General features: G+C 50.0%; 18 protein-coding genes. 5 read left to right on the forward strand and 13 right to left on the reverse strand.

Annotated elements, in window-relative coordinates:
• Positions 1-73: 73 nt before the first annotated feature.
• From KZ483_RS22750 to KZ483_RS22775, 6 genes are all read right to left on the reverse strand, one after another.
• On the reverse strand, positions 74-982 hold the full coding sequence (locus tag KZ483_RS22750) for a carbohydrate ABC transporter permease (RefSeq protein WP_220349808.1): 909 nt from the start codon (positions 980-982) through the stop codon (positions 74-76).
• The gene (locus KZ483_RS22755) at positions 982-1,860 is read right to left on the reverse strand and encodes a carbohydrate ABC transporter permease (RefSeq protein WP_220349810.1); all 879 of its coding nucleotides are present in this window, start codon (positions 1,858-1,860) and stop codon (positions 982-984) included. The genes KZ483_RS22750 and KZ483_RS22755 overlap by 1 nt, the downstream gene beginning before the upstream one ends.
• Positions 1,861-2,078: 218 nt before the next feature.
• Complete coding sequence (locus tag KZ483_RS22760) at positions 2,079-3,602, reverse strand: response regulator (RefSeq protein ID WP_220349811.1); 1,524 nt, start codon at positions 3,600-3,602, stop codon at positions 2,079-2,081.
• A gap of 8 nt (positions 3,603-3,610) precedes the next feature.
• Entirely contained in the window at positions 3,611-5,413 is a 1,803-nt protein-coding gene (locus tag KZ483_RS22765) for a cache domain-containing sensor histidine kinase (protein WP_220349812.1), read from the reverse strand.
• 68 nt (positions 5,414-5,481) lie between these two features.
• Positions 5,482-8,292, reverse strand: a complete 2,811-nt coding sequence (locus KZ483_RS22770) for a polysaccharide lyase family 8 super-sandwich domain-containing protein (protein WP_220349813.1) — start codon at positions 8,290-8,292, stop codon at positions 5,482-5,484.
• 114 nt (positions 8,293-8,406) lie between these two features.
• The gene (locus tag KZ483_RS22775) at positions 8,407-9,753 is read right to left on the reverse strand and encodes an ABC transporter substrate-binding protein (RefSeq protein ID WP_220349816.1); all 1,347 of its coding nucleotides are present in this window, start codon (positions 9,751-9,753) and stop codon (positions 8,407-8,409) included.
• 459 nt (positions 9,754-10,212) lie between these two features.
• On the opposite strand from KZ483_RS22775, the gene KZ483_RS22780 reads away from it, so the two are divergent.
• From KZ483_RS22780 to KZ483_RS22790, 3 genes are all read left to right on the forward strand, one after another.
• Complete coding sequence (locus KZ483_RS22780; protein WP_220349818.1) at positions 10,213-10,425, forward strand: hypothetical protein; 213 nt, start codon at positions 10,213-10,215, stop codon at positions 10,423-10,425.
• Between the two features lie 62 nt (positions 10,426-10,487).
• Positions 10,488-10,793 (forward strand): acyltransferase, encoded by a 306-nt coding sequence (locus KZ483_RS22785; protein WP_220349820.1) that lies wholly within the window; start codon positions 10,488-10,490, stop codon positions 10,791-10,793.
• A gap of 71 nt (positions 10,794-10,864) precedes the next feature.
• On the forward strand, positions 10,865-12,103 hold the full coding sequence (locus tag KZ483_RS22790) for an NAD(P)/FAD-dependent oxidoreductase (protein WP_220349822.1): 1,239 nt from the start codon (positions 10,865-10,867) through the stop codon (positions 12,101-12,103).
• Position 12,104: 1 nt separating this feature from the next.
• Here KZ483_RS22790 and cls read toward each other — a convergent pair whose 3' ends face one another.
• Positions 12,105-13,532 carry a cardiolipin synthase gene (gene cls / locus KZ483_RS22795; RefSeq protein WP_220353623.1) on the reverse strand — a complete coding sequence of 476 codons (1,428 nt, stop codon included), beginning with the start codon at positions 13,530-13,532 and terminating at the stop codon, positions 12,105-12,107.
• Positions 13,533-13,680: 148 nt separating this feature from the next.
• Between cls and KZ483_RS22800 the strand changes: the two genes are divergently transcribed.
• Entirely contained in the window at positions 13,681-14,661 is a 981-nt protein-coding gene (locus tag KZ483_RS22800) for a M23 family metallopeptidase (protein ID WP_220349824.1), read from the forward strand.
• 6 nt (positions 14,662-14,667) lie between these two features.
• Positions 14,668-15,105 carry a bactofilin family protein gene (locus KZ483_RS22805; protein WP_220349826.1) on the forward strand — a complete coding sequence of 146 codons (438 nt, stop codon included), beginning with the start codon at positions 14,668-14,670 and terminating at the stop codon, positions 15,103-15,105.
• Between the two features lie 71 nt (positions 15,106-15,176).
• Here KZ483_RS22805 and KZ483_RS22810 read toward each other — a convergent pair whose 3' ends face one another.
• The 6 genes from KZ483_RS22810 to KZ483_RS22835 form a co-directional block, all read right to left on the reverse strand.
• A complete protein-coding gene (locus KZ483_RS22810) occupies positions 15,177-15,974 on the reverse strand; it encodes an ABC transporter permease (protein WP_220349828.1) in 798 nt (265 codons plus the stop codon).
• Positions 15,967-16,896, reverse strand: a complete 930-nt coding sequence (locus KZ483_RS22815; RefSeq protein WP_220349829.1) for an ABC transporter ATP-binding protein — start codon at positions 16,894-16,896, stop codon at positions 15,967-15,969. The genes KZ483_RS22810 and KZ483_RS22815 overlap by 8 nt, the downstream gene beginning before the upstream one ends.
• Positions 16,897-17,549: 653 nt before the next feature.
• A complete protein-coding gene (locus tag KZ483_RS22820; protein WP_220349831.1) occupies positions 17,550-18,857 on the reverse strand; it encodes a UDP-glucose dehydrogenase family protein in 1,308 nt (435 codons plus the stop codon).
• Positions 18,858-18,946: 89 nt separating this feature from the next.
• Positions 18,947-19,408: a PilZ domain-containing protein gene (locus tag KZ483_RS22825; RefSeq protein ID WP_220349832.1), complete on the reverse strand. Its 462-nt coding sequence runs from the start codon at positions 19,406-19,408 to the stop codon at positions 18,947-18,949.
• Between the two features lie 203 nt (positions 19,409-19,611).
• Complete coding sequence (locus tag KZ483_RS22830; protein WP_220349834.1) at positions 19,612-20,109, reverse strand: hypothetical protein; 498 nt, start codon at positions 20,107-20,109, stop codon at positions 19,612-19,614.
• 78 nt (positions 20,110-20,187) lie between these two features.
• Positions 20,188-21,117, reverse strand: coding sequence for an LCP family glycopolymer transferase (locus KZ483_RS22835; RefSeq protein WP_220349838.1), 930 nt, complete (start codon positions 21,115-21,117; stop codon positions 20,188-20,190).
• Positions 21,118-21,269: the final 152 nt, after the last annotated feature.

Here is a 21,269-nt window from a genome sequence, read left to right on the forward strand (position 1 = left end):
AAATAAAGGGTTTCATATCTTGGTCTGACTCTCAAGATATGAAACCCTTTATTTTATTGATGGTAAGAACCAGTTAACCTTTCACGGCTCCCGCCGTAATCCCTTTAATGATGAACCGTTGAGCAAAGACGTAAACAATGATAAGCGGGTACACAATCAGGAAAATTCCCGCGAATATCGGTGACCAATCGTTGAAGTATTGCCCGACGAAAGAGAACAGCTGGACGGTCAACGTCTTCATACCCGAACTGGGTAGAAACAGCATCGGCATCAGAAAATCATTCCATATGTGAAACGTGTTCAGGATAGCCACGGTCACCAGCGCCGGCTTCATGAGCGGCATGACGATTGAGAAGAACGTCCTGTACAAGCCGCAGCCGTCCATTTTGGCCGCTTCTTCAAGCTCTTTTGGAACACCGCGCACGAAGCCGGATAAAATAAAAATCGAGAAAGGTGCTGTCAAAGCAAGATAGACAAAAATAATGCCGTGGTAGGTATTGATAAACTCCAGGTTCACCATTAATTTATACAGCGGAATCATCGTCATCTGAAAGGGCACGATCAGCCCGGCCAGGAAGAACAGGTATAATCCGTTATAAAACCTGTTGTTTCTGCGGATGATCGCATATGCGGCAGCGGAAGCGATAAAGATCATAATAAATACGGAGATACTTGTGATCACCAGCGAATTGAACATGCTTTTGAAAAAATGCATCGTCTGAAAAGCAGTTGTAAAATGCTCAAAGGTAATCAGGGTTGGGAGACCGAACGGGTTGACGGCCAATTCCGCCTTCGTTTTCAGAGCGGACAGCATGACAAGCGCGACCGGATAGATATAAACTGCGGCAAGTATCCAAAGCGCGGCCTGGGTTATGAAGTATGCAATTCTCCCCTTCCGCGTTTCCTCAGCACTTTCTCCCTTCCGCACAATAAGATGACTTGAATCGAACTGAACCGAGGCTTTGCTCTTCGATGTTTCCATTACATATCCACCTCTCTTCGGCGCAATAAGGTCACTTGAATTGAACTGAACACAAGTATGAAAGCAAACAGAACGATCGAAATCGCCGTGCCGTACCCCCACTGCCCGCCCGAGCCAAATCCGACCGTGTAAATCATCGTGGCAACCGATTGCGTGCTGTAGCCCGGCCCGCCTCTGGTCATCGCATAAATTTGGTCGAACAGCTTGAGGCAGCCAATCGTCGTGAGCAAAATGTTTATCGTAAAGGATGGGGCAAGCAGCGGAAAGGTGATATACTTGAATTTATCGACGGCACCGGCTCCTTCTATGGATGCCGACTCATACATATCTTTGGGGATTCCCTGAAGGCCCGCCAGGAAGATCACCATCGAATATCCGCAGAATTGCCATACCGTGACCAGTATGATCATAGCGATGCCGTAGTGAGGATTTCCGAGCCAATCCTGCTTCAATGCGTCCAAATTCAAGACTGAAAGCACATGATTCACAACACCGATATTGGGCTCCAGCATATAACCCCAAACATAACCGATTACAAGCGAGCTGAAGATGGCCGGCATAAAGAATACGGTTCGCATCATGTTTACCATTCGCATCTTGCGGTCCAGCAGCACTGCAAGAAACAAGCCAAGCGTATTCTGCACCACCGTTATGGACAATGCGTAAATCAGAGTATTAATAAAAGCCGTCTTAATGTTGTCATCATCCAGCATATCCCTGTAATTCTGCAAACCGATAAAGCTGTAGGTGATCCCGTCCCAATCGGTCAAACTGTAAAACGTAGCGCTGATGGAGGGAACAATAAAGAAGAATAAATAAAACAACAACGAGGGAACGACAAATAACAACCATTTCAACTCCAGGAAAGACCATGCCATCGCTTTACGCATCCTTACACCCCTTCGCAGCCTCTTTTCTATCTTTATCTTAAACAATTGCAATGTTCGTATTTATCCTTATTTCTTACAAAAAAGGTCTACTTTTTTTACCTTTTTACCGCTGGTTGGAAGCGATAACCGCACAATTAAAAGAAGCCGGCATCTGTATGAACAGATACCGGCCTATAGTGTGTTTCAACTGTGGAACGAACCGCGTGTTAATCATTCGCCTGAGAAGACGAAGGGAGCCGCCGTTTCCGGTATTCGGAAGGGGTGCAGCCGAAAAACAGCTTAAACCGTTTGAAAAAGTATTTCGGATTCTCGAACCCGCACATTTGCGAAATGAGCTCCAATTTGAGGCTGCCGTCCGCAAGCAGCCGGGATGCCTTGCTCATTCGCAGCTGCATGATATATTCGTTGAAGTTCTGGCCGTATTCCCGCTTGAATGTCCGCGACAAATACGCCGGGTTAATAAAGAAATGCTCGGCAACCCAATTAAGGCTTATTTCCTCGGTATAATGCTCGTCGATATAAGCTTTAATTTCCTCGATCGTCCGCTTCGTACCGCCCGTGGCGTGCGATTGTACGGTCCGCAGAACTTCTTCGATGAACGCCGAGAAGCGGTGCTTGAACTTTGTATACGTATCGGATTCAAGCGCAATAGCCAGTGTTTCATGGCGGTCGAACAGATTGCTGAGGTCAACCTCGTTCTTGCGGTTCGATTTGGCGACAGCCAGCATAAGCTCAAGTACCGACTTCTGGATTGATTCAAGCGCGATATCCGGCACAGCAGCCTGCTGTTCCAGCCAAGTGAAATACCATGGCAGCAGACGGTCTCTCTCTCCGGTCTCCAGACGCTTGATGAAATCATTCACGATCTCGTCAGGCAGAACCAAATTCTTCTTGCGCTCCTGAATCGCTTCATATGCAACGATCTTCCGGCCGGGCAGCCATCCCGAATATTTCATCCCCTGGCATGCCTGCTCGTAAGATATCTTAAGCTGCGATAATGAATCGGCGATCCCGCCCGCACCGATCTTGATCTCCTCGTAACCCTCAAACCATTGCTCCGCTGCCGAAAGCGGCAGCACGGGTGTGCACATGATGACCCGCTGCGGCTCATAAGGGTCCTGAAATACGACCGGATGTTTCAGGTCGATGCTGATTTTGCGCTCCATATCATCCACAAACCGGCGGGCATTCTCCCTCTCCTCACCCGTCAGCTGCACCACGGTAACACGTGCGGGAAGAGTTATGCGGATTCCCGCCGAATCCAGTACAGCCTTCATATCTTTCTCCTCGCAGCCGTGGTGGAGCATTTCGGAGAGCCTTCTGTACACTGCCCCCGGTTCAACCGGGTCCGAGTTGGTCGCGAGTACCTTTCGTTTCGCCTTGCGCATGCTCTCGATTAATGCCTCTTCATCGAAGGGCTTAAGAATATAGTCCGAGGCATCATAGATCAAAGCCTTCCGGGCATATTCGAATTCGGCGTAACCGCTGATTACGATCACCGTCATGTTCGGATAACGGGTTCGAATCGTCTCCATTAGTTCAAGTCCGTTCATGAGCGGCATCGCGATATCCGTCAGCACGATATCCGGCTTAACCTCCTCGATCAACTGCAGCCCTTCCACTCCGTTGGAGGCTTCCCCGGCCAGCGTGATATCAAGCGCGTCCCAAGGGATCTGAACTTTTAGTCCTTCACGTATCCATATTTCATCATCAATAATTATCGCTTTCATATCAATACCTATGTCCCCATCTTCCGCGGGATATGAAACGTAACCTTGGTCCGGACGCCATGCTCGCTCTCCACCTGCAAGCCATAATCCGGGCCGTATACGTATTTCATCCGCTGATGAATATTTTTTAGTCCGATTCTTTCCTTATCGCCGCCGGTATGCCCATTCTGCATGTCGAGCTCCTCCTTAAGGATGCGCAGCTGATCCGGAGCGATTCCAAGGCCGTTATCTTCAACCTCCACCACAATCCTGTCATCCCGTACAAATGCGCGTATCCATATCATCCCTTCTTTACCTTTACCCTGTATGCCATGGATAATCGCATTTTCCACGATCGGCTGCAATATCAGCTTCGTGACGCCAACCATGTTCACTTCTTCCTCAACGTCGATGGAATATTCCAGAAAATCTTTAAACCGCACCTTTTGAATTTCCAGGTAGTTGATTACATTCTGCACTTCTTTAAAGAACGGGACCATTTTCTGGCTCATATTAATGCCGTAGCGCAGCATATCCCCCAGCTGCTTGGACATTTGGGTTATTTCCTTGATCCCGTAGACGGCGGCTATACTGCTGATTGTCTGCAGCGTATTATTGATAAAGTGAGGGTTGATTTGTGACTGCAGATACTTGTATTCGGCTTCTTTACGTTCAAGTGTTTCTTCATATTTCTCGACAATTAACTTCTTGATCGTAGCGGTCATTGAGTTGAAGTTTTGGACCAGCTGCCCTACCTCGTCGTTCGCCGGCACTTCCAGTTGGATGTCGAAGTCGCCTCGCTTAACCGTCGTCATGCCTTTATTCAGCTTCCGAATCGGCGTAGTGACGACTTTGGAGAAATAGTACGCCAGCAGAATTGCCAGCAGAAGTCCTCCGAATGCGATTAAAGCGTTGATGACAAGCAGCCGGTTTCCTTCCATTGCGATTAATTTGTATGGAGTCAGCGTAAGCAGCTTCCAACCTGTCAGCTGAGAAGTATGGAAGGTGACCAGGTAGCGGCTGCCGAATAGATCGGCGGTAAATTGCCCGGTATCCTGCAACGTTATTTTCGACCGGTACCGCTCATCGATCGCCCGCTCTTCGCCGGCAAAACTCCGGTAAATAATTGTCCCATCGCGATCCGTAAACAGAACCAGGGAAGACGGGTCCAGGTTCGCTCTGTTAATGATCGTATTCAGTGTATCGGCTGCAAAATCCATCAGGATAACGCCTTCCTTCTCCCCGGCGTAATTGGTCAGCTGCCTGGAAAAGGAAATGACTGGACCGGACCGGTCCAGCTGAAAAGGGAGATGGGGCGGCGTAATGACGGTCTTGCCCTGGGACGCTTCAGTGGCTTTGAACCACGCTTCCCCGGTCGGATCATAGTCGAGTTTCAGCGAACCGTCGCGATAGTAAGAGAATGTCTTGGTCTTCGATAGGTAGATATATATGCTGCTCAGATCATGTCTAAGATAAATAAATTGCTGGAAAAACTTCTGCATCTTCAGTTGGTTGTTGTACATCTCGAGCAAGCTGCCGTCCGTGTTGCTTGACAGCGCGGAGAGCACGTCCTGATCGGCAAAGGTCAATTGTATCAGGCTGTCCACTTGAACGATATTATCCTGTATGCTGAGATTAATGTTCTTGACCAAGCCGATCGATTTCTCGCTTATTTTCTCTTCCAACAGACGCTGGGAATACAAATAGGAAGCCGCACTCGATAGTGCGAGTACGAGGAACAGAATTGCCAGCGTGCCGTAAAAGATTTTGTAGAACAGGTTGAGCTTATTGGCTGCTCTACGCATCCGTTCGAACATAACCCACCACACCATCCCCGGGCTCATCCTGCCGACTTATAAGTGAAGCGGAGGAGCGGGAGCCGCTCCTCGCCTTATACGCCCTAATAGACCTCAACCTCCGCAAACTGCATCCGATAATACTGGTGGTCGTAAGGATTCGGCGACAGGTTCGTTCCTGAAATCCTCACATACCGCACTTGCATCGGAGAAAAGGAGAAGCTTTGTACCTCATTGCCCGGCAGCGGATATCCGGTTTGCGTTACAACGGCATTCCATACACTTCCATTATCCGATACCATGATCATGAAGTCCACTGGAAACCCCTGCCCGGTTGTAATCCCATCGTTGCGCGGATACAAATCGACTTTGGAGACAGGCATCACGCTTCCCAGGTCGACCTGGAACCACTCGGAATGATTGGTTGTAAGGCTGTTATTGCTGGTCCAGCCTTTCTTCCCGTCAACCGAGCTCCGCCCGCCGTCGACAGCATGGAGAATATTCCAGTCCTTGTTGCTGAAAGTGCTGCTTGCCGTTACCGCCTTCTGAAGCGCGAGATTAGCCGGTACGGGTTCGTTCAAGCTGAACGTCGCCTTCAGTCCTGCACCGCGGGTACCGCTCACATTCACCGTCATTTTTATAGTCGGACTTAACTGCGTCACCGTAATTCGGCTATCCGCGGCTGCGAGTCCTGCTGCACTTTTATTAATTTCGATATTTATCGTTCCCGTATTCAATTGTGTCGGATCCGATACGCTTACTTCCAGCACACCAGCCGTCACAGCTGTCATGACGGACGCCTTCTTGTCGCTTGTGATGTCACCGGCCGTTTTGACCATGTCTTTCCAGAAGTTTACGCCGGTTACTCCGATCGTATTCTCGCGCACCGCCTGTGCGTCGGCGGAGTTTTCCAGGATGGTAAACTCAGGTGCGCTTGCATAATCGCTTGTTTCCGCAGCGCTTCGATTCGGAAGAAGGACATAGGCGTAAGTTGCACCGCTGGGATTAACCCCATGATCGAACCACAAATTCAAATAGTTCCGGGTTATTGGAGTCGTCGAACCTCCGATATTGATGCCCTTCCAAGAGCCTGTTCTCGCTTCGCGCAGTCCCTTTACCGAGGCTCCTTCCGGGAAATAATAGCCGATATCCGAGCCGGGTACAGTTCCGGCAAGATGCGCCCAGTTCACGTCAGTCATCGTTTCCGACCAGCCGGTCGATGCCGGTTTCGCGGTGCCGTTCACCGTGAGTGCGTTATTGCCCGGTCCATTCAGTTTCCGGTTCTCGATTACCGTTTCAATCTTTCTCGAATCCGAACTCGTGATTCCCGCACCCAGTGCGATGATCTCATCGTCAAACATGAACCATGACTTCTTCGCAGTCAGCGAGCTCCCCCACGCATCCAGATCCATACCGGAAATTCCGTATGTTCCAAGAATGGAGGTTCCTCCTGCCCAACTGCTCGGGCTGATGTATTGCTTTCCGGAGCCGTCCGCCCTTGTTTGGGTATCAACTGTCGTACCCGGCATCCTGTAGGGGTTGATCGTCGGCCAGAAACCGTCGCTAAATTGGGACAAGTCCGAATTATACAAGTAAGTCATTCCGTCCGCAGTATACCAGGCTTTATAATTCTCGTTATTAATGGATTCGTAGTTGGCTATGCGTTTAGAAGACATGCTTATGCCAAATCCATACCCGGGCTGAAGCTGAACCGCGCGGTCCATACTGGAATATTGAACTTGCTTGACTAGTTCGCCTCGGGATGGAATAGAAGCGTCATTTATGATGTTTTTTGCAAGCACGATCATGTTTATAGGTGCTGTTGCATAAAAGTTTTCATAGGTATTCGTTTGAATCCAGTATTTCACCATGCTCTTGTATCTGGCTGCATCGGATGGAGAAGCAACCTGCGAAAGGAGAGTGACGGAGCGGATGACACTTTGCCCCACGTAGTGATCGCTGTTCATCCGGGACATATCGCGTCCCCGGACCATATCCATCATAGCCCCTCTGTAAACCAAAGGCTCGAACGAATTATATATCCAACCGAACACATTCTGTTTATCCGGGTCCGTTATGGCCCAAGTCGATTGATCAAGAACGTACATCATTCTGGAAATATCTGAAAGCAGCTCTTTCCCATAACCGCCTGTATAAGGGTAAACGGTATGCTGTATGAATGATCCGTCCGGATAAAAGCCGTCTCCTGCCGTCACCACATCAAATACCGGACTTAGACCGTCGCGGCCGGCTGCGATTTTGGCGCTATTCTTGCCGACTATGCCGCGAACGGCGATAATCATGCTTTCCCACACCCGGTTTGCTCCCGTTTGTGTGATAGTGGACTGGAATTTATCTATTGCGCTCGTATAATTCGTGATCTGAGTTGGACTTAATTGTTCGTAAAACATTACCATGATATCGTTTAAGGCAAGCGGAGCTCCGATTTCCCAATCCCACCAGTTCCCTGATACGGTTTTGCTCGTATTGTAACGATTCGTATACATCCAATCCAAAGCCCCGGCAATATCCGCCTGCAAAGCTGCATCGTCGTGCAGCTGCGAACCGAAGGTGGAGTAGGCAAGGACCATCGATCTCAACCGGTTATAGGATCCCGTAATATGGCTCGAATCGCTGGTGCTTGCGAGATCGCTCCACAAATAGGTCCGCCCCGCAGCCTTATTCATGCTATTCCAATAGGTCTGAGCTTCAGTCGTAATGGAAGCAATCCGTGCCACGATATCCGGGTCGTTAACCGAATAATCTTTCCCTCCGCCCAAAAGTGTCTTCCACCGTCCGCGGAGCACATCGTACTCGTCAGCGGCATGTGCAGCGGAAGCCGAATAGAACTGGATTAGAAAAATGAGCAGAGCGGCTACCATAAAGACCTTTCCTAACTGACTTATTAAAGTCATCCTTAATCTCCCCCATGATGGATTGGTAACGCTTACATATGAGATTGGATGTGAGGACCGGCTTAGCTTAAGCCGGTCCAATCGAGTTGTGTCTTCTCGTACACAAGCATTGGTTTATTTTGCTTTAGCCAGTTCTTTCTGCACCTGCTTATCGGCGTCTTGCGCTAATTTTTCGGCGGTCGTCCCTCCGGCAAGCATGTTTTGCCAGCCTTTCTCAAGAAGTGTCGCCATCGCTGCGCTTTGGTATTTTCCATGGAAATGATTCGTTACATACCCGGCTGAACTAAGCGCTTGATTGACCTCCGTCAGGAATGGATCCTCCACCTTCACCGTTTTATTCGTCGTGATCCCCTTCATGTTCTCAATGAAGGCAGTCTGGTTTTCGGTTCCGAGATAATATTCCAACACCTTTTTCGCCGATTCGATATTTTTACCCTTGGCGTTTACGAACAATCCGCCGGACAATGTCGTAGGAATCGTAATAGGCTCGCCTTCTTTGTTAAGTGGCAGCGGGAAAAATCCGATTTCTGCTTGAGGATTCGAATCCTGTACTGACTTCAGCTGCCACGTACCGTTAATGAGCATTGCCGCTTTGCCCGTGCCGACCATTGCGCTTGCTACATTAATGTCGGTTCCGAGGAAGTTATCCTGGAAATAGCCTTTCTTTGTCCAGTCGACTTGAAGACCAAACGCTTGAATCATGGCCGGCTGTTCATATTTCACTTTGCCTTCGCTAAGTTCCTTTACGACCTCATGATCGGGTGTCTGGAGCGACTGCGCGATGGCGATAAACGGGATGATTTGGGCGGTCCAGCTGTCTTTGAACCCGCCTGCGATCGGGACAATGTTCGCCGCTTTAATCTTCTCGACCGCTTTGGTGAACTCATCAATATTGGTTGGTACCGAGATGCCAAGATCATTGAAAATCTTCTTGTTGTACATAACGCCGAGCACATTGGTGGAGATGGTCACGGCGTATAACTTCCCGTCGACCTTATTCGCATCTTTTGCCGAATCGATATATTGATCAAGTACGCTTAGTCCGGATATGTCCGCGAATTCTCCTTGTTTAACAAGCTGGGCACCGTATGAAGCTGTTGCGCTGTGCGCCATGATCAAATCCGGCGCATCACCCGAGGCAATTTTCGCTTTAATCGCGCTTTCGTACTGATCCGTCGGATAGTTTTCCAGCTGGATCGTAATACCCAGTTTTTCTTTCACATTTTTAATAAATGCATCAGTCGCATCTTTCGTGTCCGAATAGTTCCATGTCGCGTATCGCAGCGCGATGTTTTCGTCCGGCTTCTCGGCGGACTTTTCCGGCGTGGTTTCACTGCTTGTTCCCTCGTTTGAAGCCGGGCCGGCTGCGTTTTCCTTGCTACCAGTAGTGCCGCTGCCGCATCCCAAAAGCAGAACGGACATCGCTGCGATGATCGCTAACACGCTGTAAAGTTTCTTCATATTGTGACCCTCCCATGATTTTAATGCGCTTACTTTGTCTGCTACACTTTCATTGTATAGAAGCCGCTGTAACTAATTGATCCCTTTTTTTTACTTTCGATGGTGAATTATTTTGACTTTTTGCCTGGGTCGTTCGGTCCTTTCCTTCTAATTATACCCAATCTTAAATGGTTCTTTAGACTTGTCCGCACTTCGGAAAATGCATTGTCGGAGAAAAAGAACTATGATACAATTTGTATCATATTCATGATATCATTCGCAGTTCAAGAATATCACTCTTAGTTTAATGTGTATTCGTTGCCTGGCGTGTTTGAGCAGAATGCCTGTCTCACATGTCTGCGTTCTCTGGCATATACTCGAGAAGACTGCACTAAAACTAAACAAAACATGGCCGCTAATCCGGTCCTATACCGGCACTTCATAACCAAAGGCTTTAGGAAATGGAAAGGTGATTAAGAAATGGTTAAAGCCGAGATCAAGCAATTCGCAAAGGACGCAAAGGCTGCATTATTCAATTTTCCGGTAAATGTATTGGCATCTTCGATCATCACGCCTCGGCTTATCCGCTCGCTTATTTACAGATTGTGGGGCATCGGGGTTCATTCCAATTCGATTGCTCCGCGGTGTTTTATCGGCAGTAAGCATGTGAGCATCGGCCAGGGGAATTTGTAAACTGCAGCTGCTTCTTTGACGCTTATGCCCCAATTGAAATCGGGAATTACTGTTCAATCGGAATGGATGTCCTGTTCTGCACCTCCTCTCATGATCCGGGAACGAAGCATAAGAGAGCCGGTAAGAATAATGGAAAGCCCATTATAATAGGCGACGGCAGCTGGATTGGAGCAAGAAGCATTATTTTGCAGGGCGTAACGGTGGGAGAGGGCTGCATTATTGCCGCAGGGTCGCTTGTGAACAAGGACTGCGAGCCCAACGGGCTGTATGCAGGCATTCCGGCTAAACGGATAAAAGACCTTCCGGTTGAAGAAACCCGGGAAGCTCAGGCGTTCCCTAGCAAGGAGCTCCAACTGCTCGCCAGGTAGTTCCCGTTAGGCGGGCTTCAACAATAGAATTAGTAGGATTTGGGCATACTGACGGGGGGAGGTATGCTTGAATGCGGGAATTATATTATGGCCGTTTATACTGGCCGGAATTGGTGAAGGAACACTTCTCCTACCCCCCGCTCGACTCGGATAAGCAAGTAACGGTCGCTATAATCGGCGGCGGCATATCGGGCGCGGTATGCGCCTATGTTCTGGCCAAGAGCGGCATTGATGCCTGCATACTTGAACGAGGCGAGGTGGCAGGAGGCAGTACGTCCGCAAATTCGGGACTTTTGCAATTTTCCAGCGATATAATGCTGGTTGATCTCATCCGGCAAATCGGCGAAAAGGACGCGGTAAGCTTTTATAAAGCCAGCAGGCAGGCGCTCGAACAGCTCGCTGCGATCGTGGCGGAACTTAAAACCGATGTCGGGTACACGACCCGAAGCAGCTTATACTATGCCAGTGCCGAAGAGGACGAGCCGAAGCTGAGGAGTGAATACGAGAAGCTTAGAAGCTGCGGGTTTGAAGTCGAGTACTGGGGCCCTCGCACAATCGGCGAGCGATATCCTTTTCATAAGCCGGGCGCAATCTGGACTTGCGGCGGCGATGCGGAAATTAATCCGCTCCAATTCGTATACGCGGTTGCAGAAGGCTCCTGCAGCATGGGACAAGCTATTTACGAGCGGACCGAGGTCGTGGCGCACGAGACGCTGGTGAACGGGGTCCATAGGTTGAAGACATCCTCGGGTGCAGCAGTCGATGCGGATCACGTCATTTATGCGATCGGCTATGAACCGGAGGAGCTTAAAGGGCGGCTCATCAAAGCTGACTTAAACCGGACTTACGCGATCGCGACCGGGCCTCAGCATGAGCTTGCCGCTTGGTACGGACGGAGCCTGATCTGGGAGACTTCGCGGCCTAATTTCTATATGCGCACCACGCCGGAGGGCCGCGTCATTGCCGGCGGCCTCGACGAAGAGGCTCCGAGGCCTTTGCAGGACGATGAAGCGATGCGCAAACGCTCTGACAAGCTGCTCGCACGAATACAAGAGCATTTCCCGGGATTTCAGGCTCCGGCCGAATTCGAATGGACCGGAATATTCGGGGAATCGAGGGACAATTTGCCGTTCATCGGCGAAGATCCGAACCGTCCCGGCGTCTACTACTGCCTTGGATACGGCGGTAACGGCACTACATACAGCTTGATGGCCTCCACGCTGCTCCATGACCTAATATGCGGATCTGACCATCCGATCGCTCAAATTGTCAGGCTGGACCGGCCATCACTGCAAAAGATACAGTCGTGAATTACAGCAGCGGAGATAGCATCCGCGCAATGGCCTCGCCGGCCTTCTGCCAGCGGGGCCGCCGCTTGAACCGGGAGAGGTTCAACTCTTCGCTGTCCTTCAAATCCTGCAGGAAATCATCGTCCAGCCGTTTAATCGCCTTGTCATCAAACAACAATGCGTTAAGCTCAAAATTGCTGAAGAAGCTGCGCATATCAAAATTGGCCGAGCCGACAAGGGCTAATAGATCGTCAACCAGGAGCACCTTGGCGTGAATGAATCCTTTCTTATACCGGTAGACTCTTACCCCTGCATCGAGCAAATCCTCGACATAGGAGAGCGTTGCGGCCAATACGAGCCGTGAATCCGCCACATACGGAATAATAAGGCGAACGTCCACCCCGCTCAGCGCTGCGATCCGAAGCCCCATGAGCACACTAGGATCGGGTATGAAATACGGGGTAGAAATATAAATTCGCGACTTGGCAACCGCTATCGCTGAGAATACACATTCAAGAATCGCATCAACGGTGCTGTTCGGACCGCTTGAGACGATCTGTACCTGCTCTGTTCCGAGGCAGCCGTGCTTCGGCAAATACTGCTCTCCGCTGAGCCTCTCCTTCGCGGTATACCACCAATCCCGCATGAACACATCCTGCAGGAAATAAACGGCATCCCCTGTAATTTGGATATGGGTATCGCGCCAGTATCCGAGTTTCGGGTTGCCGCCCAAATATTCGTCTCCGATATTGATCCCGCCGATGAAACCGGTAAGCCCGTCCACGATGACGATTTTTCGATGGTTGCGGTAATTGATCCTCTTGTCGAAGAAGGCTAGGCGCGGCGTCAGAAAGCACTCGGTCTGAATGCCCGCCTTCTCTATTTCCGATAAAAAACGGCCGTCCAGCTCTAGGCTGCCGACCCCGTCGTAAATAATCCGAACCTCGATTCCCTCTTCCGCTTTCCGAATGAGAGCGTCCTTGAACCGTCCTCCTATGTTATCGCTGCGGATTGTATAATAATCAAGGTGAATGTGGTGCTTCGCCTTCTCTATCGCTTCCAATATTGCTTCGTATGTATCGTGGCCGTTCGTCAAAACCCTCGTTTTGTTACAGCCTGTTATCGGCGATAACGTCATGCTTTGCAGCAGGCGGAACAACCGTTCCTGGTGCACGAACTGTTTATTGCTCATATCGCCCGCACGGTGAACAAGCGTGCAGCGCATCAGCGCCTGCAGCCGCATTGCCTCCGCAATAACTCTGCTCTTGCGCACGGTGCGCCGCCGCTGGTATTCTTGCGCGAGAAAATAATACAGGACGAAACCGATAATCGGCAAAATAAACGAAATAAGAAGCCATGCAACCATCTTGGAGGGCCTTCGGAATTCCAGGATGAGAATCGTCGCAATTTGGAAAATAAATATAAGGAGTGCAAGCACTGCCCAAACCATATCATTCTCCCCTTTGCTCATCTAAATGTCTATAGCTTTGACCGGCTCTCCTAGCTGTATACGCTGTTTTGTTGGTATGTTTTAAACCTTCCAAGAATAAATAGCTATAAGAACGTTCTAAACTCATTGCCGGCCGGAAGGAGAACGAATGTTAAAACGAGCTCGGGGAAACAAGTGGTCGCTTCTCATCATGCGTGGCGCCGACCAGAATGTGAAGCAGTTCCGCATGTCGAAACGATCCGTTGTCGCTGCGCCCGCCGCCGCCTTACTGGCGGTATCGGGCTGTATCGCCGGGCTGCAGTTCCGTTCCTCATATCAAATCGATCAGGCGGAGGATGCAATGGTCCGTCAATCGGCAGCCTTCTCGCAAACCGTCGAAGCGAAAGAAAAAAGCATCGCTGGGCTGCAAAAGGAAATCGACCGTCTGAAAAAGCAATCATCCGATATGAAAATGAAGCTCGCAGATCTTCAGGAGCTTGAGGAGAAGCTGAAGCAATTTACGGAAGCTTACGGCGGAATGGTTGGGAGCGGGGGATCGACGGACATACCGAAGGAACGGTATAGGGCGGAAAGCTACTCCGTCGATAAGAAAACAAGCAGTATGGTCAAGCTGGCAAGCGAATCCGATCTCGATTTTCGCGCTATATCAAGCATGGTTGATTCGATGGAGAAATTGATGGCCGAATCGCTTCGCAAGGAACAGGAGCGACGTGCCAAGCTTGCCGCTCTGCCTTCGGGCTGGCCGACAGTCTCGCATACGCTCACTTCAGGATTCGGCTACCGTACCGATCCGTTCACCGGGCGTTCGATGTTTCACGCAGGCATCGATATAGGCGGCAAATCAGGCGATCCCGTGTTTGCCGCCGCGAACGGCACCGTTATCGAAACCGGTTTCGACTCGGCCAAAGGCAACTTTATCGTTATCGCTCACCGGGGCAAGCTGAAAACGGTCTACTATCATTTAAAACGGATTGATGTAAAGCGAAACGACTACGTGCTCCGCGGCGAGAAAATCGGATTGGTCGGATCCACCGGCAGAAGCACCGGGCCTCACCTGCATTTTCAAATCATGCAGGAGGACGAACCCGTCAATCCATTCAAATATCTGAGATTGGTGAAGGAGGACTGAAGACCGATGTTTAAAGAGAACAAGAGGTTGACTGCGACCGACACCCTGATCGGACAAGGAACACAGATTGAAGGTAAGTTGACCAGCGAAGCCGGGATTCGCATCGAGGGCGAATACAGGGGAGATATCGAGTGCAGCGGTGACGTCATCATCGGCGAATGCGGAATTGCAAAATCGAATATCAAGGCAAGAGATATAATCATCGCAGGTAAAGTATTCGGAGAGATCGTTACGAAGGGGCGGCTTACGATTACGGCTTCCGGGCAGCTTCACGGCAACGTTACTGCGCATACGCTTCTCATCCAGGACGGCGGGACGTTCAACGGCAGCTGCCGGATGGAACGCGCTCAAGAGGCTAAAGCCCGCCCGGCTGCAGACGGCGAACAGGCGCAGCAGCAAGCGAAAGAAGCGGACATAAAGGAGAAAGCAAAGCAAGCCGTATAACTGGAAGCAAAAAAAGGATAGAGCGGCAGACCGGCATCTGCTCTCTGTCCTTTTTTTGTCCCGCTCTTTCTTTATGCGGCAACATCCCGCTTGTTGAAGATGAGCCATGTCAATGCAATGAAAACGGCGTAATATACGGCGAGCACCGACAGCGAGAAGCCGAGCGTCATCCCCTGGATCGTTGGGGTCTGGTTTAGATATTGCGTCAAATTCATATTGATGAATAAAATGTACTTGATCCAGCTGTAATCGAGCATGCTGAGCAAGCCCGTGATCGTCCCGCCGGCGAGCAGGACGAATAAGGAAAGCCCGATGGCCAGCCCTCCGCTGCGGAAGATCGTGGACAGCATGAATGATAGGGTTACCGTAATAACGAGCGCCACGGATTGATATACATAATACAACAGCATATATGCAAGCGGCGGAAGGTCGCGATTGACTCCCAGAACCCTGCTTACTGCATCACTGCTTCCGTCATAACCGAACAGAAATATATTTACGAACAGCGATAGCAAGAACAGAACAATTGTCATCAGGAGGGCAAACAGCAGCAGACTGACATACTTGGAGAGCAAAATCTTGGAGCGGCTCCAGGGACGAATGAGCAGAAGCTTAATGGTACCGCTTGAGAACTCTCCGGCTACGCTGTCGGCGGAAGCGACGACAGTAAAAATCGTGATAATGGACAACAAAATCGACGATTCCAGCTGCATCATGGACCAGTTGTTCGGGTCGCCGGTGCCGACGAATTTAGCGATAACGGATATTCCGAGCAGCAGCAGCACGATGATGCCGTACATGACCCAGGTCCGGGGCCGCCGGTATATCTTCATATTCTCGTTGCGTACAAGCTGCAAAAAATTAAACAACGCTTTCGCCTCCCGTCATTTCAAGGAACTGCTCTTCCAGCGACTTGTTCAGGACGCGGATACCGTACACCTTGATTCCAGCCTCCACAAGCGAGGCGTTGATTGCTGCGATCTGTTCCCTGTTCGCATTCACAAGCGCAGCTTGCTGCTCGCGCGCAGCTCCGAATCCGGACAGCAGCGCGACAGCTTCGTCGGGGCGGTCGACATCAAACAACACCCGGTTCGAATCGCTGACAAGCGGCGCCTCCTGCCGGATGCTCCGCACATCGATCAATTTGCCGGCCTGGATAATAGCGACGCGGTCGCACATCAGCTCCATCTCGCTCAGCAGATGGCTGGACACGAAGACGGTTATCCCTTCTTCTTTGGACAACATTCGCAAATAATCGCGAAGCTCGCGGATACCCGCCGGATCCAGACCGTTCGTAGGCTCGTCCAGTATGAGCAGCGAAGGCTTATGCATGATTGCCTGAGCTACGCCGAGCCGCTGCCGCATCCCGAGCGAGTAAGTCTTCACTTTCTCGTGAATACGGGCACCGAGGCCGACCAGCTCCACCACCTCGTCAATTCGCTGCCGGGTTATGCCGGGGACCATGCGGGAGAAGTGAAGCAAGTTCTGATAGCCCGACAAATACTTGTACATTTCGGGATTTTCAACAATCGCGCCAACATGCCGGATGGCCTTCTCATAATCGGAGCGGACACTGTGCCCGCGTATTATAACGTCGCCATGGGAAATGGACATAAGACCTACCATCATCCGAATCGTCGTCGTTTTACCGGCGCCGTTGGGGCCAAGGAATCCGAATACTTCAGCTGCATTCAATTCAAGCGATAAATTGTCGATAATCGTTCTACTTCCGATTTTTTTCGTAATATTTTTCAATTGAACAACCGGGTTGTCGGGTGTTGGGAACTCCATCGCTTACCTCCTGTTGAAACCAAGTTTCGGCTTACCGCTTCGCATCTTACTTATTATACTGGACACAGGAAACGAATGGTAGTTTCTATGAGCAAAACTAATGCCTGCTTTTTTCGAGCGAGGGTCGCTTCGACAAAGCAGGCATTAATTTTACAAGGAAACTACCATGGAATAGGAACCAGGAGGTGAATCGACTGTATCCTCATACCGGGGTTTTCCGGCATTGTCCGGGATGTGCAGAATGCTTGCGCCGATATCCTCATTCCGGGTCGGCTTTGGGGGCTCAAGCTTCGCTGACGCTGCATTTGCAGCAGTCTCGTAACAGTTCTTGCAGTAGCCCAAAGGATGTATGGTTCGAAAAAATCCAGTCCGAAAGACTGTATGGGCTTCTTCCTGCGTAAGCAAGTTCTCACAGCCGATACAACAAAACCGATCCCTATCTTGCATAACTTCCCTCTCCTTTTAGACCCTTTTTTTCTACTATATGTATCACTTTCGCCATTTATGTTACATAACGTATCAAATTACTTCTAGATTATGACAAAATCCGCTTATTGTCAATAGTGAGTGGCAAATATTTGGGCATTTTGTCATGTATGCGCTTACAAACTATTCCTTACGGAGAACGCCTTCTCAGCTTGCGGCTCTCCGCTTTACATTGAGCCGCGCATTTCCGGTCTCCCTATACCAATGTAACGAATGCCGGACCCTTCCATCCGGTCGCGTGTAAACACATTGCGCCCGTCGATCAGCAGAGGACTCTTCATCCTCCGAGTTAATTCATTCAAATCGATTGTCGTAAATTGCGGCCATTCCGTAAGTAAACAGACCGCCTCTGCACCGATCGCCGCATCAAGCGGATCGATATGCCAGCTAATCAGATTATCCTCGCATTCCCTGCGGAAATTGTGCTCCGCAGCCGGATCGCTCATCCGAATAACGGCCCCCTCCCGCAGCAAATGCCGCACGGTTTCAACCGCGGGCGAGAAGCGCACATCGTCGGTATGGGGCTTGAAGGATGCTCCCCAGACGGCAATTATTTTGCCTCGAAGCGGCCCCAGCTCTTCGCTTAATAAATTACATATCGTCATCCGCTGGTTTCTATTCACTTCAATGACGGCTTTGAGCAGCTTAAAATCATAATCGACACGGCCGGCGATTTGAAGCAGCGCATTCGTATCCTTTGGAAAGCAAGAACCGCCGTAACCGATTCCCGCTTTGAGGAACGACGGCCCAATGCGGCTGTCCTTGCCCATGCCTTCGGCAACGGTCACCACGTCCGCACCGACTTTGTCGCACAGATTCGCCATTTCGTTTATAAAAGATATTTTTGTGGCCAGAAAAGCATTTGAAGCGTATTTAATCATCTCGGCCGTACGCAAGTCGGTGATGACGAACTCGCCTGTTAGCGGACGGTACAAAGCGGCGATGACTTCCGAGGCAAGAGGATTGCGTGAACCGATAACAATTCGCTCAGGGTTCATCGTATCCTCAAGTGCGGAACCTTCACGCATAAATTCAGGTACGGACAGTACGTCGACCTTCTCATCCGTAATCTCCCCGATCCAGCCCTCGATACGCTCATTCGTTCCTACCGGAACTGTGCTTTTGGTCATCACATATGTGTGACCCGACAAATAAACGGCCATCGAGCGGACAGCCTCTTCCAAATCGGACAAGTCGCTTTCTCCATCAGCGCTCTGCGGCGTGCCTACCGCTAGAACGACAATATCCGCGGATGCCACGGCTGTCATGGAGGTCGTAAAGAAGAGACGATGCTCCTCGAGCTGACGCTGCAGTTGTTCGGAAAGCCCCGGCTCATATATCATTAGACGGCCGGCGGACAGCATGTCTATTTTGTACTCGTCGCGATCGATACAAACTACGCGATGCCCCATCCGAGCGAAACAGACGCCGCTCACCAATCCGACGTAGCCTGATCCGATTACCGCGATTTCCATTGCTGATGCCTCCCGGAATAGTGATATAGACTCATTATACACGAGCCCGGAACGGCGAACTGTTACATTATTGTATCGTGGAATACGGTTTAGCTTCTTAAATCCATACGTATGCCGATATTTTCCGGTTTCTCCTGCAAACGGTGGTAAAGCTCATGAATCCACTCTTGCCTCGGATTGTCGTCTGCAAGTTTCCAGGAGATCGCCCTGAGAAGGGCCGCACGCATATGCCGGTCCGGTTGAAAAAAGCAGCCGTAGACATATTGGTTTTCTTCCATCCGCCTCCAGACGATATTGCCGGCCAAGCGAAATTGCCACTCGCCGAGAACAATCATCACGCCTACCGTATAATCCGGGCTGACGGGAAACCGCAGGTGTGTCAGAAACTGCATTCCGGAGGGGCTGATATCCTTTAATATTACCGGTATGTGCCGTGTTTCAACATCATTCCCGTTCACGCCGGTGATGGATAAACTGGCGCGGATTCCCTCGCGAATCCGGATGCGGACATCATCCCGCTTCCGGTCACCTTCTCTTTTTATAATCCCCATCTCGACATCCGTCCTGTTAACAGAATACATTTGGTATGATAGCGAGGTACATTATGTATCACCAACCGTTAACGCCAACCATTAAGCGATCCTTGACTCCTGTCAAAAATCACCCATTCTCCTGCTATATCAACCTATTTTTCATCTTCTATCCTTTAAATGTATGATACAATTCGTATCATGTCAAGCTGTTATTGTCCGTTTTACGCTTTCTCATCGTCTTGGTAAGACCACAGCAGCCGCCATTCTCCGGAAGCCTCGGACGCAAAGCAGGACTGCACGATTTTAAAGTTGCCGTAGGGGGTGTGAAAGAACTGGGTGACATCAATTTGATAGACCTCCGCGATCTCATCCGCATCGCTGCTCATCTTCCATCCGGTCAACAGCTTCGGCTTCTCCGCATGAAATTGGAATGTTTTAACCCCAAAATCCTGCATAATAATGTGAGCGCGATTCTGTATATAAACCGGCTTGCTGAATCGCTGCTGCATGAGCGGGTCGAATAATTCCCACGCGCTTCCAAAGTCGCCTGCCTGCTCATACTTATAAAATTGCTCCACCATTGCGAGCGGTCCCCCTTCATCGCCTGAAGAGAACAGCCTTGAAATGTTGTGCCATGTCAGCCATCCCACCATAATGACAAGAATACCAAGCGCCAGCTTAAACAAGAGCGGTCCGCCGCTGCTATGCTTACGACCCATTCCAAGTCCCCCTGTCCTATTTCACTTTATGAGACAGGTTCCGGGTTTATACATGACGCCTTTCCGCCGCATTCCGTTTCACTGCTGGATATGTTCCTTAATTAATTGATGAATCCGGCTGCGCTCGGCATCATCCACAATGTAATACCAGATACCGCCGATAGTCTGTCCTTTACCCTTGATCTCAATCGTACTGATCTTGTCGATGTCAGGGCGGTAATCGGTTATTAATGTCTTCAAGTCACTAAATGTGAAATCGGTCTTCACGCTGTCCCCGACTTCATTCAGCAAACTCCTTATACGAGTAAGATTGGTTAAAGTCATCGAGTTGCGCATAATGCCCTGGAGAATGTCGCGCTGCCGGGCATTGCGTCCGAGATCGCCTCTCGGATCGTCGTACCGCATGCGTGAATATAGAAGAGCCTCCGAGCCGCTCAAAGTCAAATGACCTTTATCAAACTGATGTCCCTCATAATTGAAGGCAAACGGGTTATCTACCTCCACTCCTCCCACTGAATCAATCAGCCGCGCAAAACCCTCCATGTTAACCTTGATGTAATAGTCGATCGGGTAGTCCAGAAACCGTTCCACGGTTCGGATCGACATCTCCGCATCACCGAAAGCATAGGCATGGTTGATCTTGTCCATTGTGCCGTGTCCCACGATCTCAGTTCTCGTATCTCTGGGGATATTAAACATGAGAATGGATTTTTTGGCCGGGTTAACGGTCAGCAGAATCATCGTATCGGAACGGCCGCGATCATTATTCCGCTGATCGACGCCAAGTACAAGCACCGTAAAGGGATCACGGTTTTTAAAAACAACGGGCTTTGCGGCAACCTCCGGATCAACTCCGGCGTAAACCGGTTTGTCGATCGCCTGATACATTTTGGATGATACCTGCTGCACCGAATTATATAAGTACCAAACATAACCGAGTACGCATAAAAGAATAGCAATTGCAGCGATCCCCGACCGCAAAATTATTTTTTTCCATGTAAGCTTCATGCAGCAATTCCCCTTATCCTGAATGTGCGATTGTTATATGTATTTTATGATACATTTTGTATCATATTCGGTATAAATAAATAAGCATTGGTTCGAAGCTTGTTTTCAGCCTTATCATTTCAGGGAGAAATATAGAAGTGTCCGTAAGAGGA

It is taken from the genome of Paenibacillus sp. sptzw28, assembly GCF_019550795.1.
Lineage (GTDB): Bacteria > Bacillota > Bacilli > Paenibacillales > Paenibacillaceae > Paenibacillus_Z.